The sequence below is a fragment of the Pseudomonas sp. SK3(2021) genome, assembly GCF_016772375.1.
Lineage (GTDB): Bacteria > Pseudomonadota > Gammaproteobacteria > Pseudomonadales > Pseudomonadaceae > Aquipseudomonas > Aquipseudomonas chlororaphis_I.
Genome location: NZ_CP061943.1, coordinates 5,706,887 through 5,723,865, shown reverse-complemented (window position 1 = coordinate 5,723,865; position 16,979 = coordinate 5,706,887). Strand labels below are relative to the sequence as shown.

Genomic DNA, 16,979 nt, shown 5'->3' with positions numbered 1-16,979 from the left:
GTCTCAGTTCACAGCGGACGTCGCTTCGACATGACGCGGTAAGGTCACCCGGATACGGGTGCCGCGTTGGCTTTCGGTGTCAGCCGGGCTGTCGATGGTGATTTGTCCATAATGCTCTTCAACGATGGAATAGACCAGTGCGAGGCCCAGTCCGGTGCCTTCGCCCGGATCCTTGGTGGTGAAGAAGGGTTCGAACAGTCGATCCATGATGCTCGACGGGATGCCGCTGCCTTCGTCTTCGACGATCAGGTCGATCGTGTGTTCGCCGGCCTCGCTCTTGACCCGTACCGCGCTGCCCGCCGGTGAGGCGTCGCGGGCGTTGGATAGCAGGTTGATCAGTACCTGGGCGAGCCGCTGCGGGTCGCCGTCGACCCAGTGGTCCGGATCGCACAGGTTAAAGAACTGCACTTCGAAATTGCGCCGGTTCAGCGCCAGCAGACCAATGGCATCCTGCGCCACCTCGGCCAGGCACACGGCTTCGTCGTTGTGCTGGTGGCTGCCGGCGTGGGCGAAACTCATCAGCGACTGGACGATGCGCGACACGCGCTTGGTCTGCTCGAGGATCTGGCCGCTGATTTCGGTGAGCTCGCTGTCCTCTTCGCGCTCTTCGCGCAGGTTCTGCGCCAGGCAGGCGATACCGGTGATCGGGTTGCCGATTTCGTGGGCCACGCCGGCGGCCAGGCGGCCGATGCTGGCCAGGCGCTCGGAATGTACCAGCTTGTCTTCGAGCATCTGGGTTTCGGTCAGGTCTTCCACCAGCAGCACCAGGCCGCTGTTGCCCGGGGCCAGGGGTTCGTCGATGGCGGCCTTGTGCAGGTTCAGCCAGCGGGTCTGGCCGTCGAGGGCCAGGTGCTGTTTATGCAGATGTTCGTCGGGGACGTTGATGAAACCTTGCAGCAGCTCCCTCCAGGGATCGGCAATGGTGCTCAGGCGCGAACCGACCACATGCTGTGCCGGAATGCTGGTCAGCTCTTCCATGGCCTTGTTCCACATGAGGATTTCCTGGTCCTTGGCCAGGGAGCAGACACCCATCGGCAGTTCCTGCAAGGTCTGGCGATGGTAGCGGCGCAAGGCATCGAGCTCGGCGGCCAGGCCGGTCAGGCGTGAGTGGTAGTCCTCGAGCCGGCTTTCGATGAAGTGGATGTCTTCGGTCACGTAGTTTTCGCCGCCGGCCTTGTAGGGCAGGAAGGTTTCCACCATGTCCTGGGCCACGCTGGGGCCCATCAGGCCGGACAGGTTGGCTTCGATGCGGTCGCGCAAGCGGCGCAGGGCGTAGGGACGGCGCTCGTCGAAGGGCAGGTACAGGTCGCGCAGTGCCTGCTCGACCTCCTTCTGCGCGGCCTTGGCGCCCAGGGGCTTGGCCAGCTGGGTGGCGAACTCCTGGGGCGAGGCGGCATGCAGTTCGCGACGTTGCGGCCGACGCACGTTGTCCACCGCGCAGGCCTCGGCGGCGCTGGCTTCTTCGGAGCTGGCGTTGGTGAACAGCGAAATCAGGGTGAACATCAGGACGTTGGCGGCCAGCGAGGCGATGGCCGCCATGTGCCAGCTGGTGTCGTCCAGCACGTAGATCATGTTCAGCAGCGGTATATAGAAGCCCTGCAGGTTGCCGATCAGCGGCAGCAACATGGTCACCAGCCACACCAGTGTCCCGGCCATCAGCCCGGCGATGAAGCCGCGCCGGTTGGCGGTCGGCCAGTACAGCACCGAGAGCACGCCAGGAAGGAATTGCAGGGTCGCGACAAAGGCCACGATGCCGAGGTTGGCCAGGTCCTGCTCGGCCCCCAGCAGCAGGTAGAAGGCATAGCCGGCCATGATGATGGCCACGATCAGCGCGCGACGGGTCCATTTCAGCCAGCGGTAGATGTTGCCTTCGGCCGGTGGCTGATACAGCGGCAGCACCAGATGGTTGAGGGCCATCCCCGACAGCGCCAGGGTGGTGACGATGATCAGGCCGCTGGCGGCGGAAAGCCCACCGATATAGGCCATCAAGGCCAATGCCGGTTTGTTGGCAGCGATGCCGATGCCGAGGGTGAAGTACTCGGGGTTGGTGGTGGCGCCGAGTTTCAGGCCGGCCCAGAGGATCAGCGGCACCGCCAGGCTCATCAGCAACAGGAACAGCGGCAGGCCCCAGCTGGCGCTGACCAGCGAGCGCGGGTTGAGGTTCTCGGTGAAGGTCATGTGGTACATGTGCGGCATCACGATCGCCGAGGCGAAGAACACCAGCAGCAGCGTGCGCCACGGCCCTTCCTGCAGCGGTGTATGCAGGGCGGCGAGGGCGGTCTGGTTTTGCAGCAGCCAGAGCTCCAGTTGTTGTGGACCATCGAATACGCCGTACAGGGCATAGAGGCCGACGCCGCCGATGGCGATCAGCTTGATCACCGACTCGAAGGCGATGGCGAACACCAGGCCTTCGTGTTTTTCCCGGGTGGCGATATGCCGGGAGCCGAAGAAGATGGTGAACAGGGTGATCAGCGCACAGAAACTCAGGGCGACCCGGTGCTGCACCGGTTCGCGGGTGAGGATGCCGATGGAGTCCGCGACCGCCTGGATCTGCAAGGCCAGCAGCGGCAATACGCCGACCAGCATGATCACCGTGGTCAGCGCGCCGGCCCAGGTGCTGCGAAAACGGAAGGCGAACAGGTCGGCCAGCGACGACAGTTGGTAGGTGCGGGTGATTTTCAGGATCGGGTAAAGCAGCACTGGCGCCAGCAGGAAGGCGCCGGAGACCCCGAGATAGCTGGAAAGAAAACCGTAGCCGTACTGATAGGCCAGGCCAACCGTGCCATAAAAGGCCCAGGCGCTGGCGTAGACCCCGAGGGACAGGGTGTAGGTCAGCGGGTGGCGGATGATCGAGCGCGGGATCATGCCGCGTTCGCTGATCCAGGCAACCCCGAACAGCACCAGCAGGTACGCGGCGCTGATCAGGATCATCTGGGTCAGGCTAAAGCTCATCGGCATCTTTTTGGCTCTGCAGGATGAAGGTCACGACGATCAGGATCAGCCAGAGCAGATATGGGCGATACCAGGCGCCCGTAGCATCGATCCACCAATCCATGATGGCGGGGGAGAACAGGTAGATCCCCACTACCAGCAGCAGGACCAAGCGATAGATGTACATCTCGGCCTCTCTTTATTGTGTGTGCCCGAAAACGTGCGGCGATGGTAACGGATGGGCGCCAACCTGCAAGGGGCGTCAGCGTATTTGCGCTTCGGGCACGCTCAGTGTGCGTGGGATCAGTAAAGCATCCCAGTGTTCGATCCCCCAGCTCAGTACCTCTGGAGGGCTGGCATGGACCATTTCGCTGTCGGTTTTCTGCCCCAGGGCGCGCAAGGCACGCAGCAGCAGCGGGGTGGCCTGGTCCGCGGCCAGCGGCGGGGAGCGGTAGGACTTGCCCAGTTTATGCCCATCCGGCTGGGTGATCAGCGGCACATGCAGGTAACGCGGCTGCGGCAGGCCGAGCAGTTCCTGCAGGTACAGCTGGCGCGGGGTGGAGTCCAGCAGGTCGGCGCCACGGACGATATCGGTCACCCCTTGCCAGGCGTCGTCGAGCACCACCGCCAGTTGATAGGCGTAGAGGCCATCGCGGCGGCGGATCACGAAGTCGCCCACATCCCGTCCCAAATGCTGGCGGAATTGGCCCTGGACCCGGTCGGTGAAGCGATATTCCAGCTCCGGCACGCGCACGCGGATGGCGGCATCTTCCTGGCCATGTCCGGCATTGCGGCACAGGCCCGGATAAATGCCGTGGTAGGGCTCCAGTTGTTTGCGCGAGCAGGTGCAGGCGTAAGCCAGGCCCTGGTTGAACAGGCGGTCGAGGACTTCGGCGTAGGCCGCGTGCCGCTCGCTCTGGCGGACCATTTCGCCGTCCCACTCGAAGCCGTAGCTTTCCAGGGCCTTGAGGATGGCTGCCTGGGCGCCGGGCTCTTCCCGGGGCGGATCGAGGTCTTCCATGCGCAACAACCAGCGGCCGCCCACGGCGCGGGCATCGAGGTAGGAGGCCAGGGCGGCGACCAGCGAGCCGAAATGCAGGTGCCCGCTGGGGGTTGGGGCAAAGCGCCCGATGTAGGAAGAGGCGTGAGAGGCAGTCATGGAGAGGATGTTACTTCGTTCGGTCCCAAGGTGACGATGACGTCTGGAGGATCGCCATCGCGAGCAAGCTCGCGCCTGCAGGGGGAGGCGGCAGAAACAAAAACGGAGCGTTCGCACGCTCCGTTTTTCGTTCAAGCCAGCGATTACTTGCCGACTTGTTTTTCCTTGATTTCCGCCAGGGTCTTGCAGTCGACACACATGTCGGCGGTAGGGCGGGCTTCCAGGCGGCGAATACCGATCTCGACGCCGCAGGATTCGCACCAGCCGTATTCTTCGTCTTCGATCAGTTGCAGCGTCTTGTCGATCTTCTTGATCAGCTTGCGCTCGCGGTCTCGGGCGCGCAGTTCCAGGCTGAACTCTTCTTCCTGGCTGGCACGGTCGGCCGGATCGGGGAAGTTGGCTGCTTCGTCTTTCATGTGATCAACAGTGCGATCGACTTCCTGCATCAAGTCCTGTTTCCACTTGTTCAGGATCTTGGTGAAGTGCTCGCGCATGGGCTTGCCCATGTACTCTTCGCCCGCGGTTTCAACATAAGGCTCGAAGCCGCTGATCGATTGATTCTGTTGCTTTGCTTGGGTGGGCATGAAATGGACCGCCTCTACTCATGTAATCCATTGCGCAGGATTGCTCCATCACCGACACATGCCGGCCCTGCGACTGCAAGCGGGCGAACTTACCAGATCAAATCGGACGGCGCTACTCCCGGTTGTCGAGCCCGCGTCCCGCGGCGCTTGCAAAGGTCGATGCCGCCTGGCCTGGTCTGTTCGGGGGCCTGGTCAATTAATGATTTTAGCCAAGCCTGGGCCTGCTGTCGGTCTTCTTTAATGGTTGGATGGCGGGAGCTCGAAGGCTTTGGGCTCTCCCTTGTCCCCGGGGTTGGGTAGAATCGGGTTTTTGCTCACTTCAATGAAGGAAGGCTAATGGCTCAGCCCTACAGTGCGCGCAGTCGCGCTATCGAACCTTTCCACGTGATGGCCCTGCTGGCCCGTGCCAATGAGCTGCAAGCGGCCGGGCACGATGTGATTCACCTGGAAATCGGTGAACCGGACTTCACCACGGCTGAGCCAATCATCAAGGCCGGGCAGGCCGCGTTGGAAGCGGGCAGGACCCGCTACACCGCCGCCCGCGGGATTCCCGAGCTGCGCACGGCCATCTCCGGCTTCTATCGGCAGCGCTACGGGCTGGACATCGACCCCGAGCGCATCATGATCACGCCCGGTGGTTCCGGTGCGTTGCTGCTGGCCAGCAGCCTGCTGGTCGACCCAGGCAAGCACTGGCTGCTGGCGGACCCGGGCTACCCCTGCAACCGACACTTCCTGCGTCTGGTGGAAGGCGCGGCGCAGTTGGTGCCGGTCGGACCGGACGTGCGTTATCAACTGACGCCGGATCTGCTGGAACGTTATTGGGATCAGGACAGCGTCGGCGCCCTGGTGGCATCGCCGGCCAACCCCACCGGGACCCTGCTCACCCGCGACGAACTGGCGGGGTTGTCGGCCGCGGTGAAGGCGCGTAACGGCCATCTGGTGGTGGACGAGATCTACCACGGCTTGACCTACGGCTGCGATGCCGCCAGCGTGCTGGAAGTCGATGACAGTGCCTTTGTCCTTAATAGCTTTTCCAAATATTTCGGCATGACCGGCTGGCGCCTGGGCTGGCTGGTGGCACCGCAGGCGGCGGTCGGCGAGTTGGAAAAGCTGGCACAGAACCTCTATATCAGTGCCCCGAGCATGGCCCAGTACGCCGCTCTGGCCTGTTTCGAGCCAGACACCATCCGTATTCTCGAAGAGCGTCGCAACGAGTTTCAGCGGCGCCGCGACTTCCTCTTGCCTGCCCTGCGCGAGCTGGGCTTTGGCATTGCGGTAGAGCCGGAAGGGGCGTTCTATCTGTACGCCGATATCAGCGCCTTCGGCGGCGATGCCTTTGCCTTCTGCCGGCACTTCCTCGAGACCGAGCACATTGCCTTTACCCCGGGGCTGGATTTCGGTCGCCACCAGGCCGGGCACCATGTGCGGTTCGCCTACACCCAGGGCCTGCCGCGCCTGCAGGAAGCGGTGGAGCGGATTGCCCGTGGCTTGCGGAGCTGGCAAGGCTGATGCGTTTTCATCCTCCCCTCGAAGAAGGTCGCCTGGTCCGTCGCTACAAGCGTTTTCTCGCCGATATCGAGACCATTGGCGGCGAGTTGCTGACCATTCACTGTCCCAACACCGGTTCCATGTTCAATTGCATGGTCGAGGGCGGGCAGGTCTGGTTCAGCCGCTCCAATGACCCCAAGCGCAAATTGCCCGGGACCTGGGAAATCAGCGAAACGCCCCAGGGCCGGCTGGCTTGCGTGAATACGGCGCGGGCCAACGTCCTGGTGGAAGAGGCCCTGCGCGCCGGGATGATCGCTGAGTTGAACGGTTTTACCGCCCTCAAGCGGGAAGTGCCCTATGGCCAGGAAAACAGCCGTATCGACTTCCGCCTGGACTACCTGGACGGGCCGGCTTTCGTTGAAGTCAAAAGCGTCACCCTGGGCTTCGACGGCTCCGCGGTCGCGGCCTTTCCTGATGCGGTGACCCAGCGTGGCGCCAAGCATCTGCGGGAGTTGGCCTGCCTGGCGCGTGACGGTATCCGGGCGGTGCAGTTGTATTGCGTCAACCTGTCGGGTATCGAGGCGGTACGGCCGGCCGAAGAGATCGACCCCGGTTATGCCGCGGCGTTGCGCGAGGCGGTGGCGTCTGGGGTCGAGGTACTGGCTTACGGGGTAAGCGTGACCGCCGAGCAAGTGTGCATCGACCGTCGTCTGGACGTATTGCTCAACGGCTAGATCTGAACCCAGATGCCCTGGCTGTCTTCCCGGCAGGGGATGGCCGTCAGGGATTGCCCGGCACAGGGGCCGGCCACGCATTCGCCGTTTTCGATCAGAAACAGCGCGCCGTGGGTGGCGCATTGAATCAGGCTGGCGCTGGGACCGAGAAACTGATCGGGCTGCCACTCCAGAGCGACCCCGCGATGGGGGCAGCGGTTGCTGTAGGCGTAGACCTGTCGATCGCGGCGCACCACGAAAAGTGGCTGGCCTTCGAGGTTGAAACCTCGGCTGGAAGCCTCTGGCAGATCGCCGGGGGCGCAAAGAAACTTCATGTCTATCCTCGGTAAACAACGCTCTGGGCTCAGGCTGTCACAGTTTTCCTGCGGGCGCTTGATGAAACATGTCTGTGCTTGACGGTTAAATGCAAACAATTATCAAATGGCCGCTTCGCCTGTGGGGCGCTTGCTCATTTCGATGCCTGGGTTGCAGGGCATGTCACATGTACGGCGGCTTCCTTGGGCCCACTCTCTGAAGGAAATACCTTTATGCGTTCGAGTGCCCGCGCAATCGTGCTCTGTGTAGGACTTCTGGCCAGCCATGCCGCTGCGGCGGCCGAGCTACCACAACGCTGGGTGAGCGCCGGCGGCGCCCTGTCCGAATGGGTGAGCGCGCTGGGCGCCGAGTCGAAGCTGGTGGGCGTGGACACCACCAGCCAGCATCCTGAGTCCCTGAAGAGCCTGCCAAGCATCGGTTATCAGCGCCAGCTGTCGGCGGAAGGCATTCTCAGCCTGCGTCCGCAGATTCTGGTGGGCACCGAAGAGATGGGGCCTGCGCCGGTGCTCTCTCAGGTGCGCAGCGCCGGGGTGCAGGTCGAGCTGTTTTCGGCCCAAGCCGACCTGCCGACCCTGCAGGGCAACCTGCAGCATCTGGGCAAGCTGTTGGGCCGCGAAGACAAGGCAACGCAATTGTTCGAGCAATATAAGCAGCAACTGGATCAGCAGCAGGCCAGGGTCAGCCAGGCCCGGAAAAAGCAGGCGCCGCCGGGTGTGCTGCTGTTGCTTGGGCATGCGGGCGGCAAGCCTCTGGTTGCCGGTAAAGACACCGCTGCCGACTGGTTGTTGCAGCAGGCGGGTGGACGCAATCTTGCTACCCACACGGGTTACAAACCCTTTTCCACGGAGTCGTTGGCCGAACTCAACCCCCAGGTGCTGGTGTTTGCCGATCGCAGCCTGAGTGGCGAGGCGGCCCGTGCCGCGTTGTTCAAGGAAAACCCGATCCTTGCCTCCAGCGGTGCGGCGAAGGCCGGCCGGGTCTTCGAGATTGATCCGACCTTGCTGGTGGGAGGCCTGGGGCCACGCTTGCCACAGAGCCTGAAAAGGTTGTCGGACGATTTTTACCCCGCCGAGCCGGGCCAGGCCAGCACCGCCCAATGACCCCTTTGCTTGGACCCCGTGCTTTGTTCATCGGCCTGAGCCTGCTGTGCCTGTTGGCGATCTGGTTGTCCCTGGCGCTCGGGCCGGTCAGCCTGCCGCTGCTCGATACCCTGCGCGCCGCTTTGCGTTTGCTGGGCCTGCCCATCGAGGGCCAGGGGCTGGAACAGGCCGAATTGATCCTCGGGCAGATTCGCCTGCCACGCACCTTGTTGGGGCTGGCGGTAGGGGGCGTCCTGGCCTTGTCCGGCGTGGCCATGCAAGGGCTGTTTCGCAATCCCTTGGCCGACCCGGGGCTGGTGGGCGTCTCGAGTGGCGCGGCGCTGGGCGCGGCCTTTGCCATTGTCGGTGGCGCGCTGCTGGGTGGAGTGCCGGAAGCGATCGGCCCATACCTGCTGTCGTTCTGTGCCTTCCTCGGTGGTCTGGTGGTGGCGTGGCTGGTCTACCGCCTGGGGCGGCGCAATGGCCAGACCCATGTGGCGACCATGCTCTTGGCCGGGATTGCGTTGACGGCGCTGGCCAGCTCGGCGGTGGGCCTGTTCACCTACCTGGCCGACGATGCGACCTTGCGTACCCTGACGTTCTGGAACCTGGGCAGTCTCAACGGCGCCAGTTATTCGCGGCTATGGCCTCTGCTCCTGGTCAGCGCGGCTGTGGCACTGTGGCTGCCGCGCCGGGCCAAGGCCTTGAATGCCTTGCTGCTGGGCGAATCTGAAGCGGGTCATCTGGGGGTCGATGTCGAGCGGTTGAAGCGGGAGCTGGTGTTCTGTACCGCGCTGGGTGTCGGTGCGGCTGTCGCTGCCGCCGGGCTGATCGGCTTTGTCGGGCTGGTGGTACCGCATCTGGTGCGCCTGCTGTCGGGGCCCGATCACCGGACCTTGTTACCGGCGTCGATACTGGCCGGTGCCAGCCTGCTGTTGCTGGCCGATCTGGTGGCGCGCCTGGCGCTGGCACCTGCGGAGTTGCCCATTGGCATCGTGACGGCCTTCATCGGGGCGCCCTTCTTTCTGTTTCTGTTGTTGCGAGGGCGTGCCTGATGCTGCGAGCGGAAAATCTGGCGGTGCGCCGTGGCAGGAAAACCGTGCTGGAAGGGATCGACCTTGAGCTCAAGCCCGGTGAAGTGCTGGGAGTGCTGGGGCCCAATGGCGCGGGTAAGAGCACCTTGCTGGCGGCCTTGTGCGGCGAACTGAAACCCGATCATGGCCAGGTCTGGCTTGACCAGTGCGAACTCTCCAGATGGGACGGTGGGCAAAAGGCGCAAAGGCTGGCGGTACTGCCGCAAAGTTCGACGCTCGAGTTCGCTTTCCGGGTCGAAGAGGTCGTCGGCCTGGGACGCCTGCCTTATCAGACTGGCCGGGTACGCGATGACGAGATCGTCATGCAGGCCCTGCAAGCGGCGGATGCCGGGCATCTGTACGGTCGCAGCTATGTGGCCTTGTCGGGTGGCGAACGTCAGCGCGTGCACCTGGCCCGGGTGTTGGCGCAGCTATGGCCGGGCGCGGTCGGCCAGACCCTGTTGCTCGATGAGCCGACCTCGGCCCTCGACCCTTTGCATCAACATGTCACGTTGCAGGCCATACGCGAATTTGCCGATCGTGGAGTCGCGGTCCTGGTGATCCTGCATGATCTGAACCTCGCCGCGCGATATTGTGATCGCCTGTTGCTGCTCGAAGGCGGGCGACCCCACTCGCTGGGCAATCCGGCGCAGGTGCTGCGCCCCGAACCGCTCAAGGCAGTGTTTGGGCTGGAGGTGTTGGTGCAGGCGCACCCCGAGCGCGGCCACCCTTTGATCATCGCCCGCTGAGGCGATTCGCGGAGATGCCAGATGCGTGTGTCATTGATCCTGAGTGTGTTGTTGCTGGCAGCCTGCCAGGGTGCGCCGGTCATGCCTGAACTTCCGGTCCAGGCTGAGAGCGAGGCGATTCTGGACCTGCGCAGTGGAAAGGCCCTGACTCCGGAGGAGTTGGCCATTCGTCTGTCCCGGGCACCGCGGGTGATTGTCGGCGAGCAGCATGACCACCCCGAACATCACGCCTTGCAGCTGTGGCTGTTGCAGGCGATGGCGACTCAGCGCGCGCAAGGCAGCCTGCTGTTGGAGATGCTCACGCCGGACCAGCAACCGCGGGTGGATTCGCTTCGCCAGCACCAGGCGGCGCAGGGGTTGCCTGATGATCTGCCCGGCGCGCTGGCCTGGTCGCCGGGTTGGGACTGGGCGCTGTACGGACCTATCGTGCGCTATGCGTTGCTCCAGCCTTATCCGCTGCTGGCCGCCAATCTGGACAGCGCCGAAGTTCGCACTCTCTATCGCCAGGCACCGGCCTTGAGTGGCGAGCGCTCGAATGCCGCGTCGGTGCGCAACGAGCTATTGCAGCAAGTCCGTGACTCCCATTGTGGCCTGCTCCCCGAAAGCCAGATGCCGGCGATGCTGGCGGTTCAGCAGCAGCGTGACCGACGCATGGCCGAGCGCTTGCTGGCGGCACCGATGCCGACGCTGCTTTTTGTCGGAGCCTTCCATGCGCGCAAGGATGTCGGGGTGCCGATTCACCTGCAGGACCTTGGCGCGTCGAATGGCGCCGTGGTGCTGATGCTGGCGCAGAAGGGCACGCAGGTATCACCGCAAAGCGCGGATTATGTGTGGTACAGCGCGCGGCTGCCGGAGAAGGATTACTGCGCCGAGATGCGCCAGCAGGCCGATGGCTTTTTTCCGGCAAAAAAAGACCCGGCAAGAGCCGGGTCAAATAACCGTGATTAGCCTGATGAGGAGATAATCTGAGAGTCCGAACCACTGGTCTTCCAGGTTATCGACTGATCTCGCGATCAGTTTCGATAATCATAACGATTCTCATTTCCAAGTCAACAAGGTTTTTCCTGCTTTTGCGAATTCCGTCAAACGCTCGTTTGGATTGCCTGTAAACAGGGGCTTTAAAGGTTATCGCTGAGGGTATGCAGGCGGCTGACTTCCTTGTTCAGCAGGTCGATTCGCCGCGCCATGCTTTCGATCAGGCTATGGGCGATACGGGGATTACTCTGGGTCAGGCTGAGAAACTGGCTCTTGGGGATCCGCATCAGGGTGCACGGCTCGCTGGCAATCACGCTGGCGTTGCGTTTCTCCCCGGTAAAAATGGCCATCGCACCAAAGATCTCATCCTTGGGCACGTCTCCGACCTTGTGTCCATCGACAAAGGCTTCGGCGTGTCCTTCGATAATGACGAACACATGATCGGCGTCATCGCCCTGGCGAATCAGCACCTCGCCCTTGGCCGCGCCTTGAAAGCCGTTGCTGTTACGCAGTTCGGGCTGCTTGAGGCGGGCAACGGCATCGGAGAGCAGGGCGGTTTGTCCGATCAGGTACTGCAGAAACAGTTCGGAACGCTGTTCGTCGGCATACAGATGCTGGAACACCGCGGAACGCTGATAGGGGATCAGGCTCAATGGCTGCTCGCTGCTGAGTTGCCAGCGCGGCAGGTCGGCTCCTTGACGTAGCCCGAGCAGATCGCCTTCATGCAGATAAAACAGTGGGCGCTCATCGATGCTGGCTTGTACCTGGCCGCTTTCGAGCAGGAACAGCTGGCTGTCGGCAAGGCTGCTGGAGAGGTCCTTGGACGGGGCCACTGCCAACGTCTCGCCGGACGGCAGCAGACCTTCCAGCAGGCGCGGCGGGATGCTTTGCAGCCGATTGATCAAGGCGTCGGCGTAAGCCGGTTGTTCCCCCAGTAGATACATAAAAAGCCTGCCAGGTCAGTTCTTGTGGCGTGAAGAAATGGCATCCAGCTGTTTATTGAGTGCTTCCTTGCGTTCTGCCGGAATGTCATTCCAGTGCACATCCATCAGTGCGCCTTCGATGGCGTACAGCAGCACCTTCGAGGCTCGGAATCCTCGGGTACGCACGGCCCGATAGGCATCCACTGCCCCCAGGCGGCGCAAGTCCGAAGCGCTATGGATGCCCACCGCATGCAGCCATTGTGCCGACGTCTTGCCAAGGTTCTTAAGGTGTTGCAATTCATCATTCATCAAGCCTCCTTGCGACGGCCGAATGGTGCGAGGGCAAGTCTCAAAGGAGTGTAGCGCTCAGTAGGAAAAGCGCTGTTCTTTGGTCGGCTTTGGCGCAAAAGCTTCTAAGGCGACAGAGGAAAGTACGTCAGAAGCCGAGGGCGGGGAGGGAAGGACGCTGGCCAAGTCCAGCGTAAGGCAGAGGGCGCCGGACCTTGGAGCAACGGGGCGATTACTTGGTGCGATAGCGCAGGCGAGTGCCGAAATTGACGGACATCAGGATTTCATCGGCGGTCAGTTCGGGTGGAAAGTAGGCGCCGGAGATCTGCGCATGGGCCAGGCTGGCGCCTTCCATGGAGGAATTGCGCAGGTCGAGGCCGCGCAGGTCGGCAGAGCGGAAGTAGGCGTCGGTGAAGTCGATGCCGTCGGCGTTCAGTTCACGTAGGTCGAGCCCACGAAAATCGCCGCCACGCATGTCGACAGTCTGGTCTTTTGGGCGCTCCCGGTTAAAACCGTCGATGTCGTCTTTGTGCAGCAAAGCGTAAAGGGGAGTGTCGAGAAGTTTGGGTTGGCTCATGGGGGCGTCACCTGCTGGAATTATGACGCCAGTATAGTGCCACTATTTTTCAGCCGTGAAGCCTTTGCGGTTTCACGGCTGAAATAGTTGATTACAAACCTGGGAGACGCTGGCGAATATTCGCGACCAGGGCGTCGAGGCTCCCGCTTTCATTGGTCTCGACGCGCTTGCTGCGCAGCACTTCTTCGGCGCTCAGGGCTTCGCGATTGGCTTGCTGCTGTTCGATCACGGCCAGGGTCGCGTCCGATGGGTCGTTGCGATCGGCCTGGCGTTGCGCCAGCCAGCTGGCGATGACGGCCTGTGGAGCGTTGCAGTCGATGATCAGGCAAGGGGTGCCGGTCGCTTCGGCAACCTTGGCTGCGGCATCACGCTGGTCGCGCTTGAGGTAGGTGGCGTCGATGACCACTGGGAAGCCGGCGCGCAGGACGATACCGGCAAGTTCATGCAGGCGGTCATAGGTCGCGGTGTTGGCCTGGGCATTATAAATGCCGACATTCGGATCGTTCTGTACCTGCTGCTCGCCGAACAGGCGTTTGCGCTCGACATCGGAACGCAGGCGAACGGCGCCCAAAGCTTCCACCAGGCGCATGGCCACATGGCTTTTGCCAACGGCGGAAACGCCAGACGTAATCGCCAGGAAGCGTGATGGAATGGTGCTGTAGCTCTCTGCCAGGTTGGCGTAGTTGCGGTATTGGCGCAGGGCCGTGGCGCGCTGCATCGGGCTGGCGTCGGCCGGCATGCTGAACAGGGCGACCTTGGCCCGTACCAGGGCGCGGTAGGCTTTGTAGAAATTCAACAGCTCCAGGCCCTGATAGTCACCGGTCTGTTCCAGGTACTGGCTGATGAAGCGGCGTGCCAGGCATTTCAGGCCGCGGTCTTCCAGGTCCATGGCGAGGAAGCCGGCGTCGGCATAGACGTCAGTGAAGCGGAACGGTTCGTTGAACTCGATGCAATCGAAGATCACCACCTTGCCGTCGATGAGCGTTGCGTTACCCAGGTGGATGTCGCCGTGGCATTCGCGGATGAAGCCCTCGGCCTTGCGCTGGGCGAGGAGTGGCTTGAGGCGCTCGAAGCTGCTTTCGGCCCAGGCTTGCAGGGCTTCGAGCTGTTGCAGGTCGCCCTTGTCGCTGAGGAACGGGCGGATCTGCTCGAAGTTCTGGCGCACCGGTGCCATTACGCTTTCCGGGGTGCCGGCTTCGTGGGTTGCCGGGACCCGCGGGGCGTCGAGATGGAACCTGGCAATCTGCCGGGCCATTTCGTCGATGTGCGCGGTGGTCAGTTCGCCATTGGCTTGCAGCGTGCTGAGCAGCTGGCTTTGCGGAAACTGGCGCATTTTCAGCGCGTATTCGATGACCGGGCCGTCACCTGCGATCTGCGGCGCCTCGACAGTGCCGGTGATTGGCAACACTTCCAGATACAAATCATCGGTCAGGCGCTGGTTGAGCCGCAGCTCTTCGCCGCAGAAGTGCCCGCGTGCTTCAAGGCCGGTGAAATCGAGAAAACCGAAGTTGACCGGCTTTTTCAGCTTATAGGCATAGGGACCGGTGAGCAGGACCCAGGAAATATGGGTCTCGATGACCTGGAATCCGTCTACGGGATGCGGGTAGAGTGCCGGGTTTTGCAGGGCGGCGATCAGGGACTGGCTCACAGGCGATCCTTCAGAGTCGGGGAAAATTCAAGGGCGTCATTATGGCCGCTGGCAGGGCTAACGCAAACCTCGGGCGGCTCCTGTTGACTATGAATAAAGTGCGTATAATCCGCCGCCATGACTCGTACTCGATCCTCCCGTTCCGCTAAAAAACATCCGTCTGGTGGCCTGCGCCCCTGGCTGGGCTGGGCCTTGAAGCTCGGTCTGGTCGCTCTGGTGGTGCTTGCCGGCTTTGCGGTTTATCTCGATGCCGTGGTCCAGGAGAAGTTCTCCGGCAAGCGCTGGACCATTCCGGCCAAGGTCTATGCGCGCCCGCTAGAGCTGTTCGTCGGACAAAAGCTCAGCAAGGACGATTTCCTCACCGAACTCGACGCGCTTGGCTATCGCCGCGAAAGCGTGGTCAACGGCCCTGGTGCTGCGTCGGTCAGTGGCAATACCGTTGAACTCAATACCCGCGGTTTCCAGTTCTATGAAGGCATGGAACAGGCGCAACCGGTGCGTGTGCGTTTCTCCGGCGACTATGTGGCCGAGCTGTCGGGCACCAAAGGTTCGAAACTGGCGGTGGTACGCCTGGAGCCGCTGCTGATCGGCGGCCTGTATCCGAAGAACCTCGAAGACCGGATCCTGATCAAGATCGATCAGGTGCCTCCTTATTTGCTGGAAACCCTGGTGGCGGTCGAGGACCGGGATTTCTACAGCCATTTTGGCGTGTCGCCCAAGTCGATCGCCCGGGCGATGTGGGTCAACACCTCGTCCGGTGCCATGCGCCAGGGCGGCAGTACCCTGACCCAGCAGTTGGTCAAGAACTTCTACCTGACCAACGAGCGCAGCCTGAGCCGCAAGCTCACCGAAGCGATGATGGCCCTGCTGCTTGAGCTGCATTACGACAAGCGCGAAATCCTCGAGGCGTACCTCAACGAGGTCTTCATCGGTCAGGACGGCCAGCGTGCGGTGCACGGTTTCGGCCTGGCCAGCCAGTTCTTCTTCAGCCAGCCGCTGGCCGAGCTCAAGTTGCATCAGATCGCCTTGCTGGTGGGGATGGTCAAGGGGCCGTCCTATTACAACCCGCGCCGTTATCCGGAGCGCGCGCTGGAGCGACGTAACCTGGTGCTCGATCTGCTGGCGCAGCAGGGTGTGGCGACGCCGGAGCAGGTCGAAGCCGCGAAGAAAATGCCCTTGGGCGTGACCAAGCGCGGCAGCCTGGCGGACAGTTCGTTCCCGGGCTTCCTGGACCTGGTGAAGCGTCAGTTGCGTGAGGACTACCGCGACGAAGACTTGACCGAGGAAGGCCTGCGGATCTTCACTAGCTTCGACCCGATTCTGCAGATGAAGGCCGAGGCTTCGGTCGGTGATACCTTCAAGCGGCTGGCCGGACGCAAGGGATCGGATGAGGTCGAAGCGGCGATGGTGGTGACCAATCCGGAAACCGGCGAAGTCCAGGCCATGATCGGCAGCCGCCAGGCTGGTTTTGCCGGTTTCAACCGGGCGCTGGATGCGGTACGGCCGATCGGCTCCCTGATCAAGCCCGCGGTTTACCTGACGGCGCTGGAGAAACCCAGCCAGTACACCCTGACCAGTTGGCTCTCCGACGAGGCCTTCTCGGTGAAGGGCGGTGATGGGCAAGTGTGGAAGCCCCAGAACTATGACCGCCGTTCCCATGGCACGGTCTTCCTTTATCAGGGGCTGGCCCATTCCTATAACCTGTCGACCGCGCGCCTGGGCCTGGAAGTCGGCGTGCCAAACGTGCTGAAGACCCTGGGACGCCTTGGCGTCACCCGCGAATTCCCGGCGTTCCCTTCGATGCTGCTGGGGGCGGGGGGCTTGAGCCCGATGGAAGTCGCCACCATGTACCAGACCCTGGCCAACGGCGGTTTCAATACCCCGATGCGTGGGATCCGCAGTGTGCTGACCGCTGAAGGAGAACCGCTGAAGCGTTATCCGTTCCAGATCCAGCAACGTTTCGACCCGGGTTCGATCTACCTGATCCAGAGCGCGATGCAGCGCGTCATGCGCGAAGGTACCGGCAGCTCGGTCTACAACGTGCTGCCGCGTTCCCTGGCGCTGGCGGGCAAGACCGGTACCAGTAACGATTCCCGCGACAGCTGGTTCGCCGGTTTCAGCCAGGATCTGCTGGCGGTGGTCTGGCTGGGGCGTGATGACAACGGCAAGACACCGTTCACTGGCGCCACTGGCGCGTTGCAGGTCTGGACCAGTTTCATGCGCAAGGCCGACCCGCTGCCATTGGATATGCCGCAACCGGATAACGTGGTGCAGGCCTGGGTCGACTCGCGGACCGGGCAAGGTTCCGATGCCAACTGTCCGGGCGCGGTACAGATGCCGTATATTCGTGGCAGTGAACCCCCACCCGGTCCTGCATGCGGCGGCGATGTCCCGGCGCCTGTCGAATCGGTGATGGATTGGGTCAAGGGCTGGATGAATTAAGCGAAGAGGGTTTG

At 62.6% G+C, this 16,979-nt stretch carries 16 protein-coding genes; 7 read left to right on the top strand and 9 right to left on the bottom strand.

Annotated elements, in window-relative coordinates:
• Positions 1 to 3: 3 nt before the first annotated feature.
• From IF690_RS25340 to dksA, 4 genes are all read right to left on the bottom strand, one after another.
• On the bottom strand, positions 4 to 2,958 hold the full coding sequence (locus IF690_RS25340) for a sensor histidine kinase (RefSeq protein WP_202697830.1): 2,955 nt from the start codon (positions 2,956 to 2,958) through the stop codon (positions 4 to 6).
• Positions 2,942 to 3,118 (bottom strand): hypothetical protein, encoded by a 177-nt coding sequence (locus tag IF690_RS25335; RefSeq protein WP_003176118.1) that lies wholly within the window; start codon positions 3,116 to 3,118, stop codon positions 2,942 to 2,944. The genes IF690_RS25340 and IF690_RS25335 overlap by 17 nt, the downstream gene beginning before the upstream one ends.
• A 75-nt stretch (positions 3,119 to 3,193) precedes the next feature.
• On the bottom strand, positions 3,194 to 4,090 hold the full coding sequence (gene gluQRS / locus IF690_RS25330) for a tRNA glutamyl-Q(34) synthetase GluQRS (protein WP_202697829.1): 897 nt from the start codon (positions 4,088 to 4,090) through the stop codon (positions 3,194 to 3,196).
• A 143-nt stretch (positions 4,091 to 4,233) separates the two neighbouring features.
• Positions 4,234 to 4,674, bottom strand: a complete 441-nt coding sequence (gene dksA / locus IF690_RS25325; RefSeq protein ID WP_007924645.1) for an RNA polymerase-binding protein DksA — start codon at positions 4,672 to 4,674, stop codon at positions 4,234 to 4,236.
• Between the two features lie 336 nt (positions 4,675 to 5,010).
• Here dksA and IF690_RS25320 point away from each other — a divergent pair, with 336 nt between their 5' ends.
• Positions 5,011 to 6,183 carry a pyridoxal phosphate-dependent aminotransferase gene (locus IF690_RS25320; protein WP_202697828.1) on the top strand — a complete coding sequence of 391 codons (1,173 nt, stop codon included), beginning with the start codon at positions 5,011 to 5,013 and terminating at the stop codon, positions 6,181 to 6,183.
• Positions 6,183 to 6,896, top strand: coding sequence for a DNA/RNA nuclease SfsA (gene sfsA / locus IF690_RS25315; protein ID WP_202697827.1), 714 nt, complete (start codon positions 6,183 to 6,185; stop codon positions 6,894 to 6,896). Before IF690_RS25320 ends, sfsA begins: the two co-directional genes overlap by 1 nt.
• On the opposite strand, the gene IF690_RS25310 is transcribed toward sfsA, so the two are convergent.
• Positions 6,893 to 7,210 (bottom strand): Rieske (2Fe-2S) protein, encoded by a 318-nt coding sequence (locus IF690_RS25310; protein ID WP_202697826.1) that lies wholly within the window; start codon positions 7,208 to 7,210, stop codon positions 6,893 to 6,895. The genes sfsA and IF690_RS25310 overlap by 4 nt on opposite strands.
• Positions 7,211 to 7,423: 213 nt before the next feature.
• Here IF690_RS25310 and IF690_RS25305 point away from each other — a divergent pair, with 213 nt between their 5' ends.
• From IF690_RS25305 to IF690_RS25290, 4 genes are read left to right on the top strand one after another with little or no spacing between them, the layout of a single operon-like run.
• The gene (locus IF690_RS25305) at positions 7,424 to 8,311 is read left to right on the top strand and encodes a heme/hemin ABC transporter substrate-binding protein (protein ID WP_202697825.1); all 888 of its coding nucleotides are present in this window, start codon (positions 7,424 to 7,426) and stop codon (positions 8,309 to 8,311) included.
• Between the two features lie 50 nt (positions 8,312 to 8,361).
• Positions 8,362 to 9,345 (top strand): FecCD family ABC transporter permease, encoded by a 984-nt coding sequence (locus IF690_RS25300; RefSeq protein WP_202701730.1) that lies wholly within the window; start codon positions 8,362 to 8,364, stop codon positions 9,343 to 9,345.
• Entirely contained in the window at positions 9,345 to 10,112 is a 768-nt protein-coding gene (locus IF690_RS25295; protein ID WP_202697824.1) for a heme ABC transporter ATP-binding protein, read from the top strand. The genes IF690_RS25300 and IF690_RS25295 overlap by 1 nt, the downstream gene beginning before the upstream one ends.
• A 21-nt stretch (positions 10,113 to 10,133) precedes the next feature.
• Positions 10,134 to 11,060 (top strand): ChaN family lipoprotein, encoded by a 927-nt coding sequence (locus IF690_RS25290; protein ID WP_252189517.1) that lies wholly within the window; start codon positions 10,134 to 10,136, stop codon positions 11,058 to 11,060.
• 170 nt (positions 11,061 to 11,230) lie between these two features.
• On the opposite strand, the gene IF690_RS25285 is transcribed toward IF690_RS25290, so the two are convergent.
• The 4 genes from IF690_RS25285 to IF690_RS25270 form a co-directional block, all read right to left on the bottom strand.
• Positions 11,231 to 12,031 carry a Crp/Fnr family transcriptional regulator gene (locus IF690_RS25285; protein ID WP_202697823.1) on the bottom strand — a complete coding sequence of 267 codons (801 nt, stop codon included), beginning with the start codon at positions 12,029 to 12,031 and terminating at the stop codon, positions 11,231 to 11,233.
• Positions 12,032 to 12,046: 15 nt separating this feature from the next.
• Positions 12,047 to 12,319, bottom strand: a complete 273-nt coding sequence (locus tag IF690_RS25280) for a TfoX/Sxy family protein (protein WP_009050884.1) — start codon at positions 12,317 to 12,319, stop codon at positions 12,047 to 12,049.
• Between the two features lie 211 nt (positions 12,320 to 12,530).
• Positions 12,531 to 12,875 carry a pentapeptide repeat-containing protein gene (locus tag IF690_RS25275; RefSeq protein ID WP_007924632.1) on the bottom strand — a complete coding sequence of 115 codons (345 nt, stop codon included), beginning with the start codon at positions 12,873 to 12,875 and terminating at the stop codon, positions 12,531 to 12,533.
• Between the two features lie 91 nt (positions 12,876 to 12,966).
• Entirely contained in the window at positions 12,967 to 14,523 is a 1,557-nt protein-coding gene (locus IF690_RS25270; protein ID WP_202697822.1) for a bifunctional aminoglycoside phosphotransferase/ATP-binding protein, read from the bottom strand.
• A gap of 117 nt (positions 14,524 to 14,640) precedes the next feature.
• Between IF690_RS25270 and mrcB the strand changes: the two genes are divergently transcribed.
• Positions 14,641 to 16,965, top strand: a complete 2,325-nt coding sequence (mrcB, locus tag IF690_RS25265) for a penicillin-binding protein 1B (protein ID WP_202697821.1) — start codon at positions 14,641 to 14,643, stop codon at positions 16,963 to 16,965.
• The last annotated feature ends 14 nt before the right edge of the window (positions 16,966 to 16,979 follow it).

Bases quoted from the DNA above. Each gene is read 5' to 3' on its own strand.
- IF690_RS25340 (WP_202697830.1), bottom strand. From the start codon at position 2,958: ATGCCGATGAGCTTTAGCCTGACCCAGATGATCCTGATCAGCGCCGCG.
- IF690_RS25335 (WP_003176118.1), bottom strand. From the start codon at position 3,118: ATGTACATCTATCGCTTGGTCCTGCTGCTGGTAGTGGGGATCTACCTG.
- gluQRS (WP_202697829.1), bottom strand. From the start codon at position 4,090: ATGACTGCCTCTCACGCCTCTTCCTACATCGGGCGCTTTGCCCCAACC.
- dksA (WP_007924645.1), bottom strand. From the start codon at position 4,674: ATGCCCACCCAAGCAAAGCAACAGAATCAATCGATCAGCGGCTTCGAG.
- IF690_RS25320 (WP_202697828.1), top strand. From the start codon at position 5,011: ATGGCTCAGCCCTACAGTGCGCGCAGTCGCGCTATCGAACCTTTCCAC.
- sfsA (WP_202697827.1), top strand. From the start codon at position 6,183: ATGCGTTTTCATCCTCCCCTCGAAGAAGGTCGCCTGGTCCGTCGCTAC.
- IF690_RS25310 (WP_202697826.1), bottom strand. From the start codon at position 7,210: ATGAAGTTTCTTTGCGCCCCCGGCGATCTGCCAGAGGCTTCCAGCCGA.
- IF690_RS25305 (WP_202697825.1), top strand. From the start codon at position 7,424: ATGCGTTCGAGTGCCCGCGCAATCGTGCTCTGTGTAGGACTTCTGGCC.
- IF690_RS25295 (WP_202697824.1), top strand. From the start codon at position 9,345: ATGCTGCGAGCGGAAAATCTGGCGGTGCGCCGTGGCAGGAAAACCGTG.
- IF690_RS25290 (WP_252189517.1), top strand. From the start codon at position 10,134: ATGCGTGTGTCATTGATCCTGAGTGTGTTGTTGCTGGCAGCCTGCCAG.
- IF690_RS25285 (WP_202697823.1), bottom strand. From the start codon at position 12,031: ATGTATCTACTGGGGGAACAACCGGCTTACGCCGACGCCTTGATCAAT.
- IF690_RS25280 (WP_009050884.1), bottom strand. From the start codon at position 12,319: ATGAATGATGAATTGCAACACCTTAAGAACCTTGGCAAGACGTCGGCA.
- IF690_RS25275 (WP_007924632.1), bottom strand. From the start codon at position 12,875: ATGAGCCAACCCAAACTTCTCGACACTCCCCTTTACGCTTTGCTGCAC.
- mrcB (WP_202697821.1), top strand. From the start codon at position 14,641: ATGACTCGTACTCGATCCTCCCGTTCCGCTAAAAAACATCCGTCTGGT.